Consider the following 13,509-nt stretch of genomic DNA (forward strand, 5'->3'; position numbering starts at 1 on the left):
ACGCCGTTCTTCACCAACTACCGTCCGCAGTTCTACTTCCGCACGACGGACGTGACGGGCATCGTGACGCTGCCGGCGGGCACCGAGATGGTGATGCCCGGCGACAACATCACCGTCGACGTCGAGCTGATCGTGCCGATCGCGATGGAAGAGAAGCTGCGCTTCGCCATCCGTGAAGGCGGCCGCACCGTCGGTGCCGGCATCGTCGTCACCATCAAAGAGTAATTTGGACTGAAACCGATCTGTCGCGGGCGCGGGAGCTGCCCGCGCCGCGCCAGAACAAGGAATTGACGCATGAACGGACAGAATATCCGCATCCGCCTTAAGGCGTTTGACCACCGGGTGCTCGACGCCTCGACGCGCGAAATCGTGTCGACCGCCAAGCGCACCGGCGCCAACGTCCGCGGCCCCATTCCGCTGCCGACGCGGATCGAGAAATTCACGGTCAACCGGTCGCCCCACGTCGACAAGAAGAGCCGTGAGCAGTTCGAGATGCGCACGCACAAGCGGCTGCTCGACATTGTCGATCCGACCCCGCAGACGGTCGATGCTTTGATGAAGCTCGATCTGGCGGCCGGTGTCGACGTCGAGATCAAGCTCTAAGGGAATGAGAGCGCGGTAAGGGGCGGTGCCCCTGGCCCGGAACTCTAAAGGAACAAGAGGCGTGGAGGGGCGATAGCCCCGACAGGGAACTCTAAAGGAATTGAACCGATGCGTTCAGGTGTGATTGCAAAGAAGGTGGGAATGACCCGCATCTACAACGATGCCGGGGAGCACGTTCCCGTCACCGTTCTCCAGATGGAGAACTGCCAGGTCGTGGCCCAGCGCACGCAGGAGAAGAACGGCTACACCGCCGTCCAGCTCGGCGTTGGCCTCGCCAAGGTGAAGAACACGTCGAAGGCGATGCGCGGCCATTTCGCCGCCGCTTCCGTCGAGCCGAAGGCGAAGGTCGCCGAGTTCCGCGTTTCCGCCGACAACATGATCGACGTCGGCGCCGAGCTGACCGTCGAGCATTTCGTCGCCGGCCAGAAGGTCGACGTCACGGGCACTTCGACCGGCAAGGGCTTCCAGGGCGTGATCAAGCGTCACCACATGGGTGGCGGCCGCGCCACGCACGGTAACTCGGTCTCGCACCGCACGCACGGTTCGACCGGTCAGCGCCAGGACCCCGGCAAGGTGTTCAAGGGCAAGAAGATGGCCGGCCACATGGGCGACACCCGCGTCACCACGCAGAATGTCGAGGTCGTCTCGACCGACGCCGATCGCGGCCTGATCCTGATCCGCGGCGCGGTTCCCGGCGTCAAGGGCGCCTGGATCCTGGTTCGCGACGCCGCCAAGGTTGCGCTGCCGGCCAATGCGCCGAAGCCCGCCGCGATCCGTGCCGCTGCTGCCGCCAAGAACGAAGCCCCGGCCACTGAGGGAGCCGAATAATGGATCTCAAGATCACAACGCTGGGCGGCAAGGACGCCGGCAAGGTGAAACTCTCCGAGGAGATTTTCGGCCTTGATCCGCGCGAAGACATCCTGCAGCGCGTCGTGCGCTGGCAGCTCGCCAAGAAGCAGCAGGGCACGCACAAGGCCAAGGGCCGCGCCGAAATCGCGCGCACCGGCGCCAAGATGTACAAGCAGAAGGGTACGGGCCGCGCCCGTCACCACTCGGCTCGCGCCCCGCAGTTCCGCGGCGGCGGCAAGGCACACGGCCCGGTCGTTCGCAGCCACGAGCACGAGCTGCCGAAGAAGGTCCGCGCGCTTGGCCTCAAGCACGCTCTCTCGGCCAAGGCCAAGAGCGCTTCGCTGATCATCGTCGACGAGCTGAAGCTCACCGAAGCCAAGACCAAGGCGCTGGTGGCGAACCTCGAGACGCTGGGGCTGACCAACGCCCTGGTTATCGGCGGCGCCGAGCTTGACCAGAACTTCAAGCTGGCCGCGACCAACATTCCCAACATCGACGTGCTGCCCATCCAGGGCATCAACGTCTACGACATTCTGCGCCGCGGCACGCTGGTCCTTTCGAAGGCCGCCGTCGAGGCTCTCGAGGAGCGCTTTAAATGACCGACCTCCGTCACTACGACGTGATCGTCTCGCCGGCGATCACCGAAAAGTCGACCATGGCTTCCGAGCAGAACCAGGTCGTCTTCAACGTCGCCAAGAAGGCGTCGAAGCCGGAAATCAAGGCTGCCGTGGAAGCTCTCTTCGGCGTCAAGGTGACGGCTGTGAACACGCTCGTCCGCAAGGGCAAGATCAAGCGCTTCCGCGGCACCGTTGGCCGCCAGGGCGACGTCAAGAAGGCGGTTGTGACGCTGGCCGACGGCCAGTCGATCGACGTCGCGACGGGTCTCTGAGCAAGGCCGCGAGGACAGGACAATGGCACTCAAGAAATTCAACCCGGTAACGCCGAGCACCCGCCAGCTGGTCATCGTCGACCGCTCGGGCCTCTACAAGGGCAAGCCCGTCAAGGGCCTGACCGAAGGCCTGACCAAGTCGGGCGGCCGCAACAACTACGGCCGCATCACGGCCCGCTTCATCGGCGGCGGTCACAAGCGTTCGTACCGCATCATCGACTTCAAGCGTAAGAAGTACGACGTCGTCGGCACGGTCGAGCGTATCGAATACGATCCGAACCGCACCGCCTTCATCGCGCTGATCAAGTATGACGACGGCGAGCTGTCCTACATCCTGGCCCCGCAGCGTCTTGCTGCCGGCGACAAGATCGTGGCCGGCGAAGCGGTCGACGTGAAGCCGGGCAACGCGATGCCGCTGGCCTCGATGCCGGTCGGCACGATCGTCCACAACATCGAGCTGAAGCCGGGCAAGGGCGGCCAGGTCGCCCGTTCGGCTGGCGGTTACGCCCAGCTCGTCGGCCGCGACCAGGGCATGGCGATCCTGCGCCTCAACTCGGGCGAGCAGCGTGTCGTGCACGGCTCCTGCATGGCCACCGTCGGTGCCGTGTCGAACCCCGATCACGGCAACATCAACGACGGCAAGGCCGGTCGCACCGTGTGGCGCGGCAAGCGCCCGCACAATCGCGGCGTGACCATGAACCCGGTCGACCATCCGCATGGCGGCGGCGAAGGCCGCACCTCCGGTGGTCGCCATCCGGTTTCCCCGTGGGGCAAGCCGACCAAGGGCAAGAAGACGCGGTCCAACAAGGCGACCGACAAGTTCATCCTGCGCTCGCGTCATCAGCGCAAGAGCTAAGAAGAGGTAACGCCAAGTGACTCGTTCGATTTGGAAAGGCCCCTTCATCGACGGCTACCTTCTCAAGAAGGTGGACAAGGTTCGTGAAGGTGGTCGCAATGAGGTGATCAAGATGTGGAGCCGTCGCTCCACCATCCTGCCGCAGTTCGTCGGCCTCACCTTCGGTGTCTACAACGGCCAGAAGCACGTTCCCGTCTCAGTGAACGAGGACATGGTCGGCCACAAGTTCGGTGAATTCGCTCCGACCCGGACCTATTACGGTCACGGCGCGGATAAAAAGGCGAAGAGGAAATAATCATGGGCAAGGCCAAAGCTCCGCGCAGGCTTGCTGATAACGAGGCGCGTGCCGTTCTGCGCACGATCCGCATCAGCCCGCAGAAGCTCAACCTGGTTGCCGCGCTGATCCGCGGCAAGAAGGTCGCGACAGCGCTTTCCGACCTCGAATTCTCGGCCAAGCGGATTTCCGGCACGGTCAAGAAGACGCTGGAATCGGCGATCGCCAACGCGGAAAACAATCACGACCTCGACGTCGACGCTCTGATCGTGGCGGAAGCCTATGTCGGCAAGTCGATCGTCATGAAGCGTTTCCACGCTCGTGGCCGCGGCCGCGCCAGCCGTATCGAAAAGCCGTTCTCGCACCTCACGATCGTCGTTCGTGAAGTCGAGGAAAAAGGGGAGGCCGCATAATGGGCCAGAAAGTCAATCCGATCGGGCTGCGTCTCGGCATCAACCGTACCTGGGATTCGCGCTGGTTCGCGAACACCGGCGAGTACGGCCAGCTGCTGCACGAGGACCTCAAGATCCGCAAGTATCTCGAGAAGGAACTCAAGCAGGCCGCGATCTCGAAGGTCGTGATCGAGCGTCCGCACAAGAAGTGCCGCGTCACCATCCACGCCGCGCGTCCGGGCCTCATCATCGGCAAGAAGGGCGCCGACATCGAGAAGCTTCGCAAGAAGCTGACCGAGATGACGAAGTCCGAAACGCACCTCAACATCGTTGAAGTGCGCAAGCCGGAAATCGACGCCACGCTGGTCGCCCAGTCGATCGCCCAGCAGCTCGAGCGCCGCATCGCGTTCCGCCGCGCCATGAAGCGTGCCGTTCAGTCGGCCATGCGTCTCGGCGCCGAAGGCATCCGCATCAACTGCTCCGGCCGTCTCGGCGGCGCCGAAATCGCGCGCATGGAGTGGTACCGCGAAGGCCGCGTGCCGCTGCATACGCTGCGCGCCGACGTCGACTACGGCACGGCCGAGGCGAACACGGCCTACGGTATCTGCGGCGTCAAGGTGTGGGTGTTCAAGGGCGAGATCCTCGAGCATGACCCGATGGCTTCCGAGCGCCGTGCAACCGAAGGCGATGCCGCGCATGGTGGCGGCGGTGCTGGCGGTGAGCGCGAACGCGGCCGCCGTCGCGAGAACGCCTGAGACATTTGAGAATTTGGAGTTAGAACGATGCTGCAGCCAAAGCGCACAAAGTTCCGCAAGCAGTTCAAGGGCCGTATCCACGGTACCGCCAAGGGCGGCACCAATCTGGATTTCGGCGGTTTCGGGCTGAAGGCGCTTGAGCCGAACCGCGTCACCGCGCGCGAGATCGAGGCGGCCCGCCGCGCGATCACCCGCGAGATGAAGCGCGCCGGCCGCGTCTGGATCCGGGTGTTCCCGGACCTGCCGGTCACCTCGAAGCCGACCGAAGTCCGCATGGGTAAGGGCAAGGGCGCCGTCGACTACTGGGCGGCGCGCGTCAAGCCCGGCCGTATCATGTTCGAGATCGACGGCGTCAGCGAGGAGACCGCTCGTGAAGCGCTGCGTCTCGGCGCCGCCAAGCTCTCGGTCAAGACGCGCTTCGTGCAGCGCATCGCAGAATAAGGACAGGCGATCATGAAAGCCGAAGACATCCGGACCAAGACCCAGGATCAGATGACCGACGACCTGGCGGCCCTCAAGAAGGAGCAGTTCAACCTGCGCTTCCAGAAGGCCACCGGCCAGCTCGAGAAGACCGCGCGCGTGAAGCAGGTCCGCAAGGACATCGCGCGCATCAAGACCATCGCCGCGGAAAAATCCGCGGCCAAGAAGGCTTAAGGACGAGAACCATGCCAAAGCGCATCCTGCAGGGCACCGTCGTCAGCGACAAGAACGAGAAGACGGTCGTGGTCAAGGTCGAGCGTCGCTTCACCCATCCGGTGATGAAGAAGACCGTGCGCATGACCAAGAAGTACAAGGCGCACGACGAGAACAACGCCCACAAGGTCGGCGACCAGGTGTTCATCCAGGAATCGAAGCCGATTTCCAAGGACAAGCGCTGGGTTGTCGTCTCTTCGGATCAGGCTTGATCCGGGCGAACGAACCGAATTTTGGACAGACCGGGGAGGGGTGAAGAACCCGTCCCGTTAGAAAAGAAGAAGGCGGCCAGTCATGATTCAGATGCAAACAAACCTCGACGTCGCGGACAATTCCGGCGCCCGTCGTGTCATGTGCATCAAGGTGCTGGGCGGCTCGAAGCGGAAATATGCCTCCGTCGGCGACATCATCGTGGTGTCGATCAAGGAAGCCATTCCGCGCGGCCGCGTTAAGAAGGGCGATGTGATGAAGGCGGTCGTGGTTCGCACGGCCAAGGACATCCGCCGCCCGGACGGCAGCGTGATCCGTTTCGACAAGAACGCGGCCGTTCTCGTCGACAATAAGAAAGAGCCGATCGGCACCCGTATCTTCGGACCGGTTCCGCGCGAATTGCGCGCCAAGAACCACATGAAGATCATCTCGCTCGCGCCTGAAGTGCTGTAAGGAGCCGGACCAATGCAAAAGATCAAAAAAGGCGACAAGGTCGTCGTGCTTGCCGGCAAGGACAAGGGCCGTTCGGGCGAAGTCCTGTCGGTGCAGCCGAAGGAAGACACCGCGGTCGTCCGCGGCGTGAACCTCATTCGCCGTCACCAGAAGCAGACCCAGTCCCAAGAGGCCGGGATCATCACCAAGGAAGCGCCGATCCACCTGTCGAATATCGCGCTGGCCGACCCCAAGGACGGCAAGCCGACCCGCGTCGGCTTCACCATCCAGAAGGATGGCAAGAAGGTGCGCGTCGCCAAGCGTTCGGGAGAAGTCATCAATGGCTAAGGCTGAAACCAAGCAGGCAACTGCCAAGAACGAGCCGCGCCTCAAGAAGGTCTACAACGAGACCATCCGCAAGGCGATGCAGGAGCAGTTCGGCTACGACAACGACATGCAGGTTCCGCGCATCGACAAGATCGTGCTGAACATGGGTGTCGGCGAAGCAACCGCAGACTCCAAGAAGCCCTCGGTCGCGGCCGAGGATCTCGCGCTGATCGCCGGCCAGAAGGCCGTCGTCACCCGCGCCCGCAACTCGATTGCCGGCTTCAAGGTGCGCGAGAACATGCCGATCGGCGCCAAGGTCACGCTGCGCAAGGAACGCATGTACGAGTTCCTCGACCGCCTCGTGAACATCGCGCTGCCGCGCGTTCGCGACTTCCGCGGACTGAACCCGAAGAGCTTTGACGGCCGTGGCAACTATGCCATGGGCATCAAGGAGCACATCGTGTTCCCGGAGATCAACTACGACAAGGTTGATCAGGTCTGGGGCATGGACGTCATCGTTTGTACGACGGCGAAGACGGACGACGAGGCAAGAGCACTGCTCAAGGCCTTCAACTTCCCCTTCCGCCAGTAACGGCAGCGAAAAAGGAAACATCTGAAATGGCAAAGACCAGCTCAGTCGAGAAGAACAACCGGCGCCGCAAGCTCGCCGACCAGTATGCCGCCAAGCGCACGGCGCTCAAGGCCATCATCATGGATCAGTCCAAGCCGATGGAAGAGCGTTTTCGCGCCCAGTTGAAGCTTTCGGCGCTGCCGCGCAACTCGGCCAAGATCCGCATTCGCAACCGCTGCGAAGTGACGGGCCGTCCGCGCGCCTATTATCGCAAGCTGAAGCTTTCGCGTATCGCGCTTCGCGATCTGGGCAATACCGGCCAGATCCCGGGCCTGGTCAAGTCGAGCTGGTAAGGAGACACTGAGATGTCATTGAGCGATCCTCTCGGCGATATGCTGACCCGCATCCGCAACGCCTATGGCCGCAAGAAGTCGAGCGTTTCGACCCCGGCCTCGCGTCTGCGCGCCCGCGTCCTCGAAGTGCTGAAGTCGGAAGGCTATATCCGCGACTACAGCCAGACCGATTTCGAAAACGGCAAGTCCGAAATCGAGATCGAGCTGAAGTATTTCGACGGCGCTCCGGTCGTGCGCGAAATCGAGCGCGTCTCGAAGCCTGGCCGCCGCGTCTATGTCTCGGCCAAGTCGATCCCGCAGGTCGCCAACGGCCTCGGCATCGCCATCCTTTCGACGCCGAAGGGCGTCATGGCCGACCATGAAGCGCGCGAGCAGAATGTCGGCGGCGAGATCCTCTGCCAGATCTTCTGATCCGGCGCGAGATTGATGAATGGGCTTCGGTTCTCGGGATCGCGCCCGGGAACTGGAACCTGAAACGAAAGAAGTGACGAGGACAACAAAATGTCTCGTATCGGAAAGAAACCCGTTTTGCTGCCGCAGGGCGTGACCGCGTCCGTCAACGGCCAGACCGTGACGGCGAAGGGCCCCAAGGGCGAGCTGAAGTTCGTGGTGAACGACGAAGTGCTGGTGAAGATGGAGAACAACGAGATCTCCGTCGAGCCGCGCGACCAGACCAAGAACGCCCGCTCCAAGTGGGGCATGTCGCGCACGCAGATCGTCAACATCCTGCAGGGCGTGAGGGACGGCTTCGAGAAGAAGCTCGAGATCACCGGCGTCGGCTATCGCGCGGCGTTGCAGGGCAAGAACCTGCAGCTGGCGCTCGGCTTCAGCCACGACGTGGTTTATCAGACGCCGCAGGGTATCACCATTACGGTGCCTAAGCCGACCGAAATCACCGTCTCCGGCATCGATAAGCAGCAGGTTGGCCAGGTCGCCGCCGAGATCCGCGAATATCGCGGCCCCGAGCCCTACAAGGGCAAGGGCGTGCGCTATGCCAACGAGCGCATCGTGCGCAAGGAAGGCAAGAAGAAGTAATAGGCCTGGCCCCGAAAAGTTGCAGACTTTTCGCAAAGGGCCAAGCCGCAGAAGTGTAACGCCGCGGGGAGCGGCCGCGGGAGGCTTGGCCTACCGCACAGGGTTGCCCCCGTTTTCTGAAGGCAAGGAACTGACATTATGGCAAGTCCCAAAGAAACCATCCAACGCCGCGCGCAGCGCGTGCGCCGCCAGCTGAAGAAGGTCGCCGGCGAGCGTCCGCGGCTTTCGGTGCACCGCACCTCGAAGAACATTTACGTCCAGGTCATCGACGACGCCAACGGCCACACGCTGGCCGCCGCCTCGACGCTGGAGAAGGACCTCAAGGGTTCGCTCAAGACCGGCGCCGACACCTCTGCCGCCGCCGCGGTCGGCAAGCTGATCGCCGAGCGCGCCACCAAGGCAGGCGTCAAGGAAGTCGTCTTCGACCGCGGCCCGTATATCTATCATGGCCGCGTCAAGGCGCTGGCCGAGGCTGCCCGCGAAGGCGGTCTCAGCTTCTAATGCATGATCCCGAACCGGGAGGTCCGCGCAGCGAAAAGTTGCAGACTTTTCGGATAAGATCATGCAAAGGAAAAATTCGCCGCTGACGACCCCAAGCGGCGTCGGCAAACAGCAACCCGTGCTTCCGGAAAAGAACAAGGACTAGGATATGGCACAGGAACGTAGAGAAGGCGGCCGCGGCCGCGAGCGCGAAGAGCGTGACGACGGCATGGTGGACAAGCTCGTCCACATCAACCGCGTCGCCAAGGTGGTGAAGGGCGGCCGTCGTTTCGGCTTTGCCGCTCTCGTCGTCGTCGGCGACCAGAAGGGCCGCGTCGGCTTCGGCCACGGCAAGGCGCGCGAAGTGCCGGAAGCGATCCGCAAGGCGACCGAGTCGGCCAAGCGCGACATGATCTTCGTGCCGCTGCGTTCGGGCCGCACGCTGCATCACGACGTCGAGGGCCGTTGGGGCGCTGGGCGCGTTCTGCTGCGCGCCGCCAAGCAGGGTACGGGCATCATCGCCGGCGGCCCGATGCGCGCCGTCTTCGAGACGCTCGGCATGCATGACGTGGTCGCCAAGTCGATGGGTTCGTCGAACCCCTACAACATGGTTCGCGCCACCTTCGACGCGCTGAAGAGCCAGATGCATCCGAAGGATGTGGCTGCCGCGCGCGGCATCAAGTACTCGACCCTTCAGGCCCGCCGCGGCACCGCCGTTGCGGCTGAAGAATAGTCGACGCTGACCAGGGATTTCGACCATGGCCAAGAAAGCTACCAAGACCATCACCGTCGAGCAGATCGGCTCGCCGATCCGCCGGCCGAAGGAGCAGCGCGCGACGCTGGTCGGCCTCGGCCTGAACAAGATGCACAAGCGGCGCACGCTGGAAGATACCCCTTCGGTGCGCGGCATGATCGCCGCCGTCCAGCACCTCGTCCGCGTCGTGGACGAGGCCTGAACGGAAGCGCAGGAGAAGAAACATGAAACTCAACGATCTGCGTGACAAGGACGGCGCCACGCACTCCAGGAAGCGCCTCGGTCGCGGCATCGGCTCCGGCTCGGGCAAGACCGCCGGTCGCGGCGTCAAGGGCCAGAAGGCCCGCTCGGGCGTTGCCATCAACGGCTTCGAGGGCGGCCAGATGCCGCTCTACCGGCGCCTGCCGAAGCGTGGCTTCAACAACATCTTCGCCAAGAGCTTCACCGTTGTGTCGCTGGCTCGTATCCAGGCCGCGATCGATGCCAAGAAGCTCGACGCCAAGGCGACCGTGACGGCCGAGGCCCTGGTTGCCGCCGGCGTCATCCGCCGCGCCAAGGACGGCGTGCGCGTGCTGTCCGACGGCGAACTCAAGGCCAAGCTCTCCTTCGACGTCGCCGGCGCCTCCAAGGCCGCGATCGAGAAGATCGAGAAGGCCGGCGGTTCGGTGAAGCTGCCGGAAGCGGCCGCCGCCGAGTAACGGCAATTTGAAGCGCGGCCGACCGGGATGATTTCGCATTTTCCGTCGAACCGCGCTTTGACCGGATGAATTGGGCGGCCGCGTCAACGCGGCCGCTTGCATGTTTACGGTCCGGAGCTTATCTCGTGAGCTTCGGTGACACGCGCCGCCTGAGCTGCGGGCATCGAGCGTGATATGGAAATCAAAAGAAGTAGAGCATGATATCGTCCGAAAACCGCTCCACACTTTTCGGCATCATGGTCTAGCGGAGAATCAGGCATGGCCTCGGCTGCTGAACAACTAGCCTCCAATCTGAATTTCGCGGCCTTCGCCAAGGCCGAGGACCTCAAGAAGCGCATCTGGTTCACCATCGGCGCGCTGCTCGTCTACCGCCTCGGCACCTATATCCCGCTTCCCGGCATCAATCCCGACGCTTTCGCCCAAGCCTTCTCCTCGCAGAGCAAGGGCGTGCTCGGCATGTTCAACATGTTCGCCGGCGGCGCTGTGCAGCGCATGGCGATCTTCGCGCTGGGCATCATGCCCTACATCTCCGCCTCCATCATCATGCAGCTGATGACCTCGGTCATCCCTTCGCTGGAAACGCTGAAGAAGGAAGGCGAGCAGGGTCGCAAGATCATCAACCAGTACACGCGCTACGGCACCGTGCTCCTGGCGCTGATCCAGGCCTACGGCATTTCGATCGGCCTCGAGGGCGGCAACGGCATCGTCAACGATCCCGGCATGTTCTTCCGCATCTCGACCGTCGTCACGCTGGTCGGCGGCACCATGTTCCTGATGTGGCTCGGCGAGCAGATCACCGCGCGCGGCATCGGCAACGGCATTTCGCTGATCATCTTCTCCGGCATCGTCGCCGGCCTGCCCCGCGCGATCTCCGGCACGCTGGAGCTCGGCCGCACCGGCGCGCTGTCGACGGGCCTCATCCTCGCGATCATCGTGCTGGCCATCATCGTCATCGCGCTCATCGTTTTCTTCGAGCGCGCACAGCGCCGTCTGCTCATCCAGTATCCGAAGCGCCAGGTCGGCAACCGCATGTTCCAGGGCGATACCTCGCATCTGCCGCTGAAGCTCAACACCTCTGGCGTCATCCCGCCGATCTTCGCGTCCTCGCTGCTGCTTCTGCCGGCGACGGTCGCGGGCTTCTCGCAGACGACGAACCTTCCGGCCTGGGCCAGCACGATCCTCGCTTCGCTCGGCCACGGCCAGCCGCTCTACATGGTCTTCTATGCGGGCATGATCGTCTTCTTCGCCTTCTTCTACACGGCGATCGTCTTCAACCCGAAGGACACGGCCGACCAGCTCAAGAAGCACTCCGGCTTCATCCCGGGCTATCGTCCGGGCGAGCGCACCGCCGACTATATCGACTATGTTCTGACCCGCATAACCGTCATCGGCGCCATTTATCTGGTGCTGGTCTGTCTGCTGCCGGAGTTCCTGATTTCGGCGACTGGCGTACCTTTCTACCTCGGTGGCACATCGCTTCTGATCGTGGTCAGTGTCACGCTCGACACGGTGGCGCAGATTCAGGGTCACCTGATCGCGCACCAGTATGAGGGCCTGATCAAGAAGTCGAAGTTGCGCGGGGGGAAGAGGAGCAGATGAGGCTGATATTGCTTGGGCCGCCAGGAGCGGGCAAGGGGACGCAAGCACAAAGACTGGTAGAAAAACACGGCATCCCTCAGCTCTCGACTGGTGACATGCTGCGTGCCGCCGTCCAGGCCGGAACCGAGGTCGGCAAGCGTGCCAAGGCGGTGATGGATGCCGGTGAGCTGGTCTCGGATGCGATCGTCAACGCCATCGTCGCCGAACGCATCGATCAGCCGGATTGCGCCAAGGGTTTCATCCTCGATGGTTATCCGCGCACGCTGGTCCAGGCCGACGCGGTGGAGGCGATGCTCGCCGAGCGCGGCATAGCGCTCGACACCGTCATCGAGCTCGTCGTCGATGACAAGGCGCTGGTTGGGCGAATCGTCAAACGCGCCGAAGATGCCAAGGCCGCCGGCCAGCCGGTGCGCAAGGACGACAACCCGGCGGTGTTCGAGGAACGCCTGCGCGAATACTACAAGAAGACGGCGCCGCTGATCGGCTACTACTACGCCAAAGGCAAGCTCAAGACCGTCGACGGCATGGCCAGTATCGATGCCGTGACCGCCGAGATCGGCAAGGTCCTCGCGGCTGCGGCGAAGTAGGCCGGGCCGACAATTAAAGATTGCGCTTGACTGAAGTGGGCCGTTGGGGTATGGCGGCCCGTCTTCCTATCAGGCATGGACTTTGCTTGCCCTTGCGGGCAAGGCGGTCGCTTTGAACCAGGAAACTCCCGCAAGGGCCGGCCTCCACCGGACGCGGGGCAACTTCGACAGCGCCGGGCATGCCCGGCCCACATGGAGAAAGAGAAGAAAATGGCTCGTATAGCCGGCGTCAACATTCCGACTAACAAGCGCGTCGTCATCGCGCTTCAGTACATTCACGGCATCGGCAAGAAGTTTGCCCAGGAGATCGTCGACAAGGTCGGCATCCCGGCGGACCGCCGCGTCAACCAACTGACCGACGCGGAAGTGTTGCAGATCCGCGAGGCGATCGACCGTGATTACCAGGTCGAAGGCGACCTGCGCCGTGAAGTCTCGATGAACATCAAGCGGCTCATGGACCTCGGCTGCTACCGCGGCCTGCGTCACCGCCGCTCGCTGCCGGTCCGCGGCCAGCGCACGCATACCAATGCGCGCACCCGCAAGGGTCCGGCCAAGGCGATCGCCGGCAAGAAGAAGTAATTTAGGGGAGTAAGGGAGTAGGGCAGTAAGGCAATAGGGATTGTGTTTTCCCTACTCCCTTACTGCCTTACTCCCCTACTGCCTTCCCAAGGTGGAGCCGCTGGCATTACGGCGGTGTAGAGATCAACTGAAAGGACTACCATGGCCAAGGAAGCCGCTCGTGTTCGCCGTCGCGAACGCAAGAACATTTCGTCGGGCGTTGCCCACGTCAATTCGACCTTCAACAACACCATGATCACCATCACCGACGCGCAGGGCAATTCGATTGCCTGGTCGTCGGCCGGCGCGCAAGGTTTCAAGGGTTCGCGCAAGTCGACCCCGTTCGCCGCCCAGATGGCTGCCGAGGACGTCGCCAAGAAGGCCCAGGAACACGGCATGCGCATGCTCGAGGTCGAGGTCTGCGGACCCGGCTCCGGCCGTGAATCGGCGCTCCGCGCGCTGCAGGCGGCGGGCTTCACCATCACCTCGATCCGTGACGTGACGCCGATCCCGCACAATGGCTGCCGTCCGCGCAAGAAGCGCCGCGTCTGATTTTTAAGCGCCGCGCGAACGCCACGGCGTTCCTCCGCGGTT

General features: G+C 63.1%; 25 protein-coding genes and 1 pseudogene. All 26 read left to right on the forward strand.

Annotated features, from left to right (window positions below; genetic code table 11):
- A pseudogene (tuf, locus tag FJW07_RS26380) lies at positions 1–225 on the forward strand (elongation factor Tu); the annotation flags it as partial.
- 69 nt (positions 226–294) lie between these two features.
- Positions 295–603: a 30S ribosomal protein S10 gene (gene rpsJ / locus FJW07_RS26385; RefSeq protein WP_006205468.1), complete on the forward strand. Its 309-nt coding sequence runs from the start codon at positions 295–297 to the stop codon at positions 601–603.
- Between the two features lie 108 nt (positions 604–711).
- On the forward strand, positions 712–1,431 hold the full coding sequence (rplC, locus tag FJW07_RS26390; protein WP_127252190.1) for a 50S ribosomal protein L3: 720 nt from the start codon (positions 712–714) through the stop codon (positions 1,429–1,431).
- Complete coding sequence (gene rplD / locus FJW07_RS26395) at positions 1,431–2,051, forward strand: 50S ribosomal protein L4 (protein ID WP_140646283.1); 621 nt, start codon at positions 1,431–1,433, stop codon at positions 2,049–2,051. The genes rplC and rplD overlap by 1 nt, the downstream gene beginning before the upstream one ends.
- Positions 2,048–2,341 carry a 50S ribosomal protein L23 gene (locus FJW07_RS26400; protein WP_040983033.1) on the forward strand — a complete coding sequence of 98 codons (294 nt, stop codon included), beginning with the start codon at positions 2,048–2,050 and terminating at the stop codon, positions 2,339–2,341. Before rplD ends, FJW07_RS26400 begins: the two co-directional genes overlap by 4 nt.
- 22 nt (positions 2,342–2,363) lie before the next feature.
- Complete coding sequence (gene rplB, locus FJW07_RS26405; RefSeq protein ID WP_095818138.1) at positions 2,364–3,197, forward strand: 50S ribosomal protein L2; 834 nt, start codon at positions 2,364–2,366, stop codon at positions 3,195–3,197.
- A gap of 16 nt (positions 3,198–3,213) precedes the next feature.
- Positions 3,214–3,492 carry a 30S ribosomal protein S19 gene (gene rpsS, locus FJW07_RS26410; RefSeq protein WP_015317982.1) on the forward strand — a complete coding sequence of 93 codons (279 nt, stop codon included), beginning with the start codon at positions 3,214–3,216 and terminating at the stop codon, positions 3,490–3,492.
- 2 nt (positions 3,493–3,494) lie between these two features.
- Complete coding sequence (gene rplV, locus FJW07_RS26415; RefSeq protein ID WP_006205462.1) at positions 3,495–3,884, forward strand: 50S ribosomal protein L22; 390 nt, start codon at positions 3,495–3,497, stop codon at positions 3,882–3,884.
- Complete coding sequence (rpsC, locus tag FJW07_RS26420) at positions 3,884–4,618, forward strand: 30S ribosomal protein S3 (RefSeq protein ID WP_095765512.1); 735 nt, start codon at positions 3,884–3,886, stop codon at positions 4,616–4,618. The genes rplV and rpsC overlap by 1 nt, the downstream gene beginning before the upstream one ends.
- A 27-nt stretch (positions 4,619–4,645) precedes the next feature.
- Positions 4,646–5,059, forward strand: a complete 414-nt coding sequence (rplP, locus tag FJW07_RS26425) for a 50S ribosomal protein L16 (RefSeq protein ID WP_027170364.1) — start codon at positions 4,646–4,648, stop codon at positions 5,057–5,059.
- Positions 5,060–5,071: 12 nt separating this feature from the next.
- Positions 5,072–5,272, forward strand: coding sequence for a 50S ribosomal protein L29 (gene rpmC / locus FJW07_RS26430; RefSeq protein WP_140859324.1), 201 nt, complete (start codon positions 5,072–5,074; stop codon positions 5,270–5,272).
- An 11-nt stretch (positions 5,273–5,283) separates the two neighbouring features.
- Positions 5,284–5,523, forward strand: coding sequence for a 30S ribosomal protein S17 (gene rpsQ, locus FJW07_RS26435; RefSeq protein WP_023675136.1), 240 nt, complete (start codon positions 5,284–5,286; stop codon positions 5,521–5,523).
- Between the two features lie 82 nt (positions 5,524–5,605).
- Positions 5,606–5,974, forward strand: a complete 369-nt coding sequence (gene rplN / locus FJW07_RS26440) for a 50S ribosomal protein L14 (protein ID WP_006205457.1) — start codon at positions 5,606–5,608, stop codon at positions 5,972–5,974.
- A gap of 12 nt (positions 5,975–5,986) precedes the next feature.
- On the forward strand, positions 5,987–6,301 hold the full coding sequence (rplX, locus tag FJW07_RS26445; protein ID WP_095765510.1) for a 50S ribosomal protein L24: 315 nt from the start codon (positions 5,987–5,989) through the stop codon (positions 6,299–6,301).
- Positions 6,294–6,872 carry a 50S ribosomal protein L5 gene (gene rplE / locus FJW07_RS26450; protein WP_095765509.1) on the forward strand — a complete coding sequence of 193 codons (579 nt, stop codon included), beginning with the start codon at positions 6,294–6,296 and terminating at the stop codon, positions 6,870–6,872. The genes rplX and rplE overlap by 8 nt, the downstream gene beginning before the upstream one ends.
- Before the next feature lie 26 nt (positions 6,873–6,898).
- Entirely contained in the window at positions 6,899–7,204 is a 306-nt protein-coding gene (gene rpsN, locus FJW07_RS26455) for a 30S ribosomal protein S14 (protein ID WP_042642199.1), read from the forward strand.
- Between the two features lie 12 nt (positions 7,205–7,216).
- A complete protein-coding gene (rpsH, locus tag FJW07_RS26460) occupies positions 7,217–7,615 on the forward strand; it encodes a 30S ribosomal protein S8 (protein ID WP_042642201.1) in 399 nt (132 codons plus the stop codon).
- A gap of 90 nt (positions 7,616–7,705) precedes the next feature.
- Positions 7,706–8,239, forward strand: a complete 534-nt coding sequence (gene rplF / locus FJW07_RS26465) for a 50S ribosomal protein L6 (RefSeq protein ID WP_140646281.1) — start codon at positions 7,706–7,708, stop codon at positions 8,237–8,239.
- A gap of 138 nt (positions 8,240–8,377) precedes the next feature.
- Positions 8,378–8,740: a 50S ribosomal protein L18 gene (gene rplR / locus FJW07_RS26470; protein WP_140646280.1), complete on the forward strand. Its 363-nt coding sequence runs from the start codon at positions 8,378–8,380 to the stop codon at positions 8,738–8,740.
- A 148-nt stretch (positions 8,741–8,888) separates the two neighbouring features.
- Positions 8,889–9,452, forward strand: coding sequence for a 30S ribosomal protein S5 (gene rpsE, locus FJW07_RS26475; protein WP_032933400.1), 564 nt, complete (start codon positions 8,889–8,891; stop codon positions 9,450–9,452).
- A gap of 25 nt (positions 9,453–9,477) precedes the next feature.
- Complete coding sequence (rpmD, locus tag FJW07_RS26480; protein ID WP_027170355.1) at positions 9,478–9,675, forward strand: 50S ribosomal protein L30; 198 nt, start codon at positions 9,478–9,480, stop codon at positions 9,673–9,675.
- 22 nt (positions 9,676–9,697) lie between these two features.
- Positions 9,698–10,171, forward strand: coding sequence for a 50S ribosomal protein L15 (gene rplO, locus FJW07_RS26485; protein WP_140646279.1), 474 nt, complete (start codon positions 9,698–9,700; stop codon positions 10,169–10,171).
- 258 nt (positions 10,172–10,429) lie between these two features.
- A complete protein-coding gene (gene secY / locus FJW07_RS26490) occupies positions 10,430–11,770 on the forward strand; it encodes a preprotein translocase subunit SecY (protein WP_140657159.1) in 1,341 nt (446 codons plus the stop codon).
- A complete protein-coding gene (locus FJW07_RS26495; RefSeq protein ID WP_140657161.1) occupies positions 11,767–12,357 on the forward strand; it encodes an adenylate kinase in 591 nt (196 codons plus the stop codon). The genes secY and FJW07_RS26495 overlap by 4 nt, the downstream gene beginning before the upstream one ends.
- 210 nt (positions 12,358–12,567) lie before the next feature.
- Positions 12,568–12,936, forward strand: coding sequence for a 30S ribosomal protein S13 (gene rpsM, locus FJW07_RS26500; RefSeq protein WP_140646276.1), 369 nt, complete (start codon positions 12,568–12,570; stop codon positions 12,934–12,936).
- Positions 12,937–13,077: 141 nt separating this feature from the next.
- Positions 13,078–13,467 (forward strand): 30S ribosomal protein S11, encoded by a 390-nt coding sequence (gene rpsK / locus FJW07_RS26505; RefSeq protein WP_006205444.1) that lies wholly within the window; start codon positions 13,078–13,080, stop codon positions 13,465–13,467.
- Positions 13,468–13,509 lie beyond the last annotated feature (42 nt).

The sequence above is a fragment of the Mesorhizobium sp. B3-1-9 genome, from assembly GCF_006439595.1.
Lineage (GTDB): Bacteria > Pseudomonadota > Alphaproteobacteria > Rhizobiales > Rhizobiaceae > Mesorhizobium.

Coding starts and splice junctions, on each gene's coding strand:
- rpsJ (WP_006205468.1), top strand. CDS start 295: ATGAACGGACAGAATATCCGCATCCGCCTTAAGGCGTTTGACCACCGG.
- rplC (WP_127252190.1), top strand. CDS start 712: ATGCGTTCAGGTGTGATTGCAAAGAAGGTGGGAATGACCCGCATCTAC.
- rplD (WP_140646283.1), top strand. CDS start 1,431: ATGGATCTCAAGATCACAACGCTGGGCGGCAAGGACGCCGGCAAGGTG.
- FJW07_RS26400 (WP_040983033.1), top strand. CDS start 2,048: ATGACCGACCTCCGTCACTACGACGTGATCGTCTCGCCGGCGATCACC.
- rplB (WP_095818138.1), top strand. CDS start 2,364: ATGGCACTCAAGAAATTCAACCCGGTAACGCCGAGCACCCGCCAGCTG.
- rplV (WP_006205462.1), top strand. CDS start 3,495: ATGGGCAAGGCCAAAGCTCCGCGCAGGCTTGCTGATAACGAGGCGCGT.
- rpsC (WP_095765512.1), top strand. CDS start 3,884: ATGGGCCAGAAAGTCAATCCGATCGGGCTGCGTCTCGGCATCAACCGT.
- rplP (WP_027170364.1), top strand. CDS start 4,646: ATGCTGCAGCCAAAGCGCACAAAGTTCCGCAAGCAGTTCAAGGGCCGT.
- rpmC (WP_140859324.1), top strand. CDS start 5,072: ATGAAAGCCGAAGACATCCGGACCAAGACCCAGGATCAGATGACCGAC.
- rpsQ (WP_023675136.1), top strand. CDS start 5,284: ATGCCAAAGCGCATCCTGCAGGGCACCGTCGTCAGCGACAAGAACGAG.
- rplN (WP_006205457.1), top strand. CDS start 5,606: ATGATTCAGATGCAAACAAACCTCGACGTCGCGGACAATTCCGGCGCC.
- rplX (WP_095765510.1), top strand. CDS start 5,987: ATGCAAAAGATCAAAAAAGGCGACAAGGTCGTCGTGCTTGCCGGCAAG.
- rplE (WP_095765509.1), top strand. CDS start 6,294: ATGGCTAAGGCTGAAACCAAGCAGGCAACTGCCAAGAACGAGCCGCGC.
- rpsN (WP_042642199.1), top strand. CDS start 6,899: ATGGCAAAGACCAGCTCAGTCGAGAAGAACAACCGGCGCCGCAAGCTC.
- rpsH (WP_042642201.1), top strand. CDS start 7,217: ATGTCATTGAGCGATCCTCTCGGCGATATGCTGACCCGCATCCGCAAC.
- rplF (WP_140646281.1), top strand. CDS start 7,706: ATGTCTCGTATCGGAAAGAAACCCGTTTTGCTGCCGCAGGGCGTGACC.
- rplR (WP_140646280.1), top strand. CDS start 8,378: ATGGCAAGTCCCAAAGAAACCATCCAACGCCGCGCGCAGCGCGTGCGC.
- rpsE (WP_032933400.1), top strand. CDS start 8,889: ATGGCACAGGAACGTAGAGAAGGCGGCCGCGGCCGCGAGCGCGAAGAG.
- rpmD (WP_027170355.1), top strand. CDS start 9,478: ATGGCCAAGAAAGCTACCAAGACCATCACCGTCGAGCAGATCGGCTCG.
- rplO (WP_140646279.1), top strand. CDS start 9,698: ATGAAACTCAACGATCTGCGTGACAAGGACGGCGCCACGCACTCCAGG.
- secY (WP_140657159.1), top strand. CDS start 10,430: ATGGCCTCGGCTGCTGAACAACTAGCCTCCAATCTGAATTTCGCGGCC.
- FJW07_RS26495 (WP_140657161.1), top strand. CDS start 11,767: ATGAGGCTGATATTGCTTGGGCCGCCAGGAGCGGGCAAGGGGACGCAA.
- rpsM (WP_140646276.1), top strand. CDS start 12,568: ATGGCTCGTATAGCCGGCGTCAACATTCCGACTAACAAGCGCGTCGTC.
- rpsK (WP_006205444.1), top strand. CDS start 13,078: ATGGCCAAGGAAGCCGCTCGTGTTCGCCGTCGCGAACGCAAGAACATT.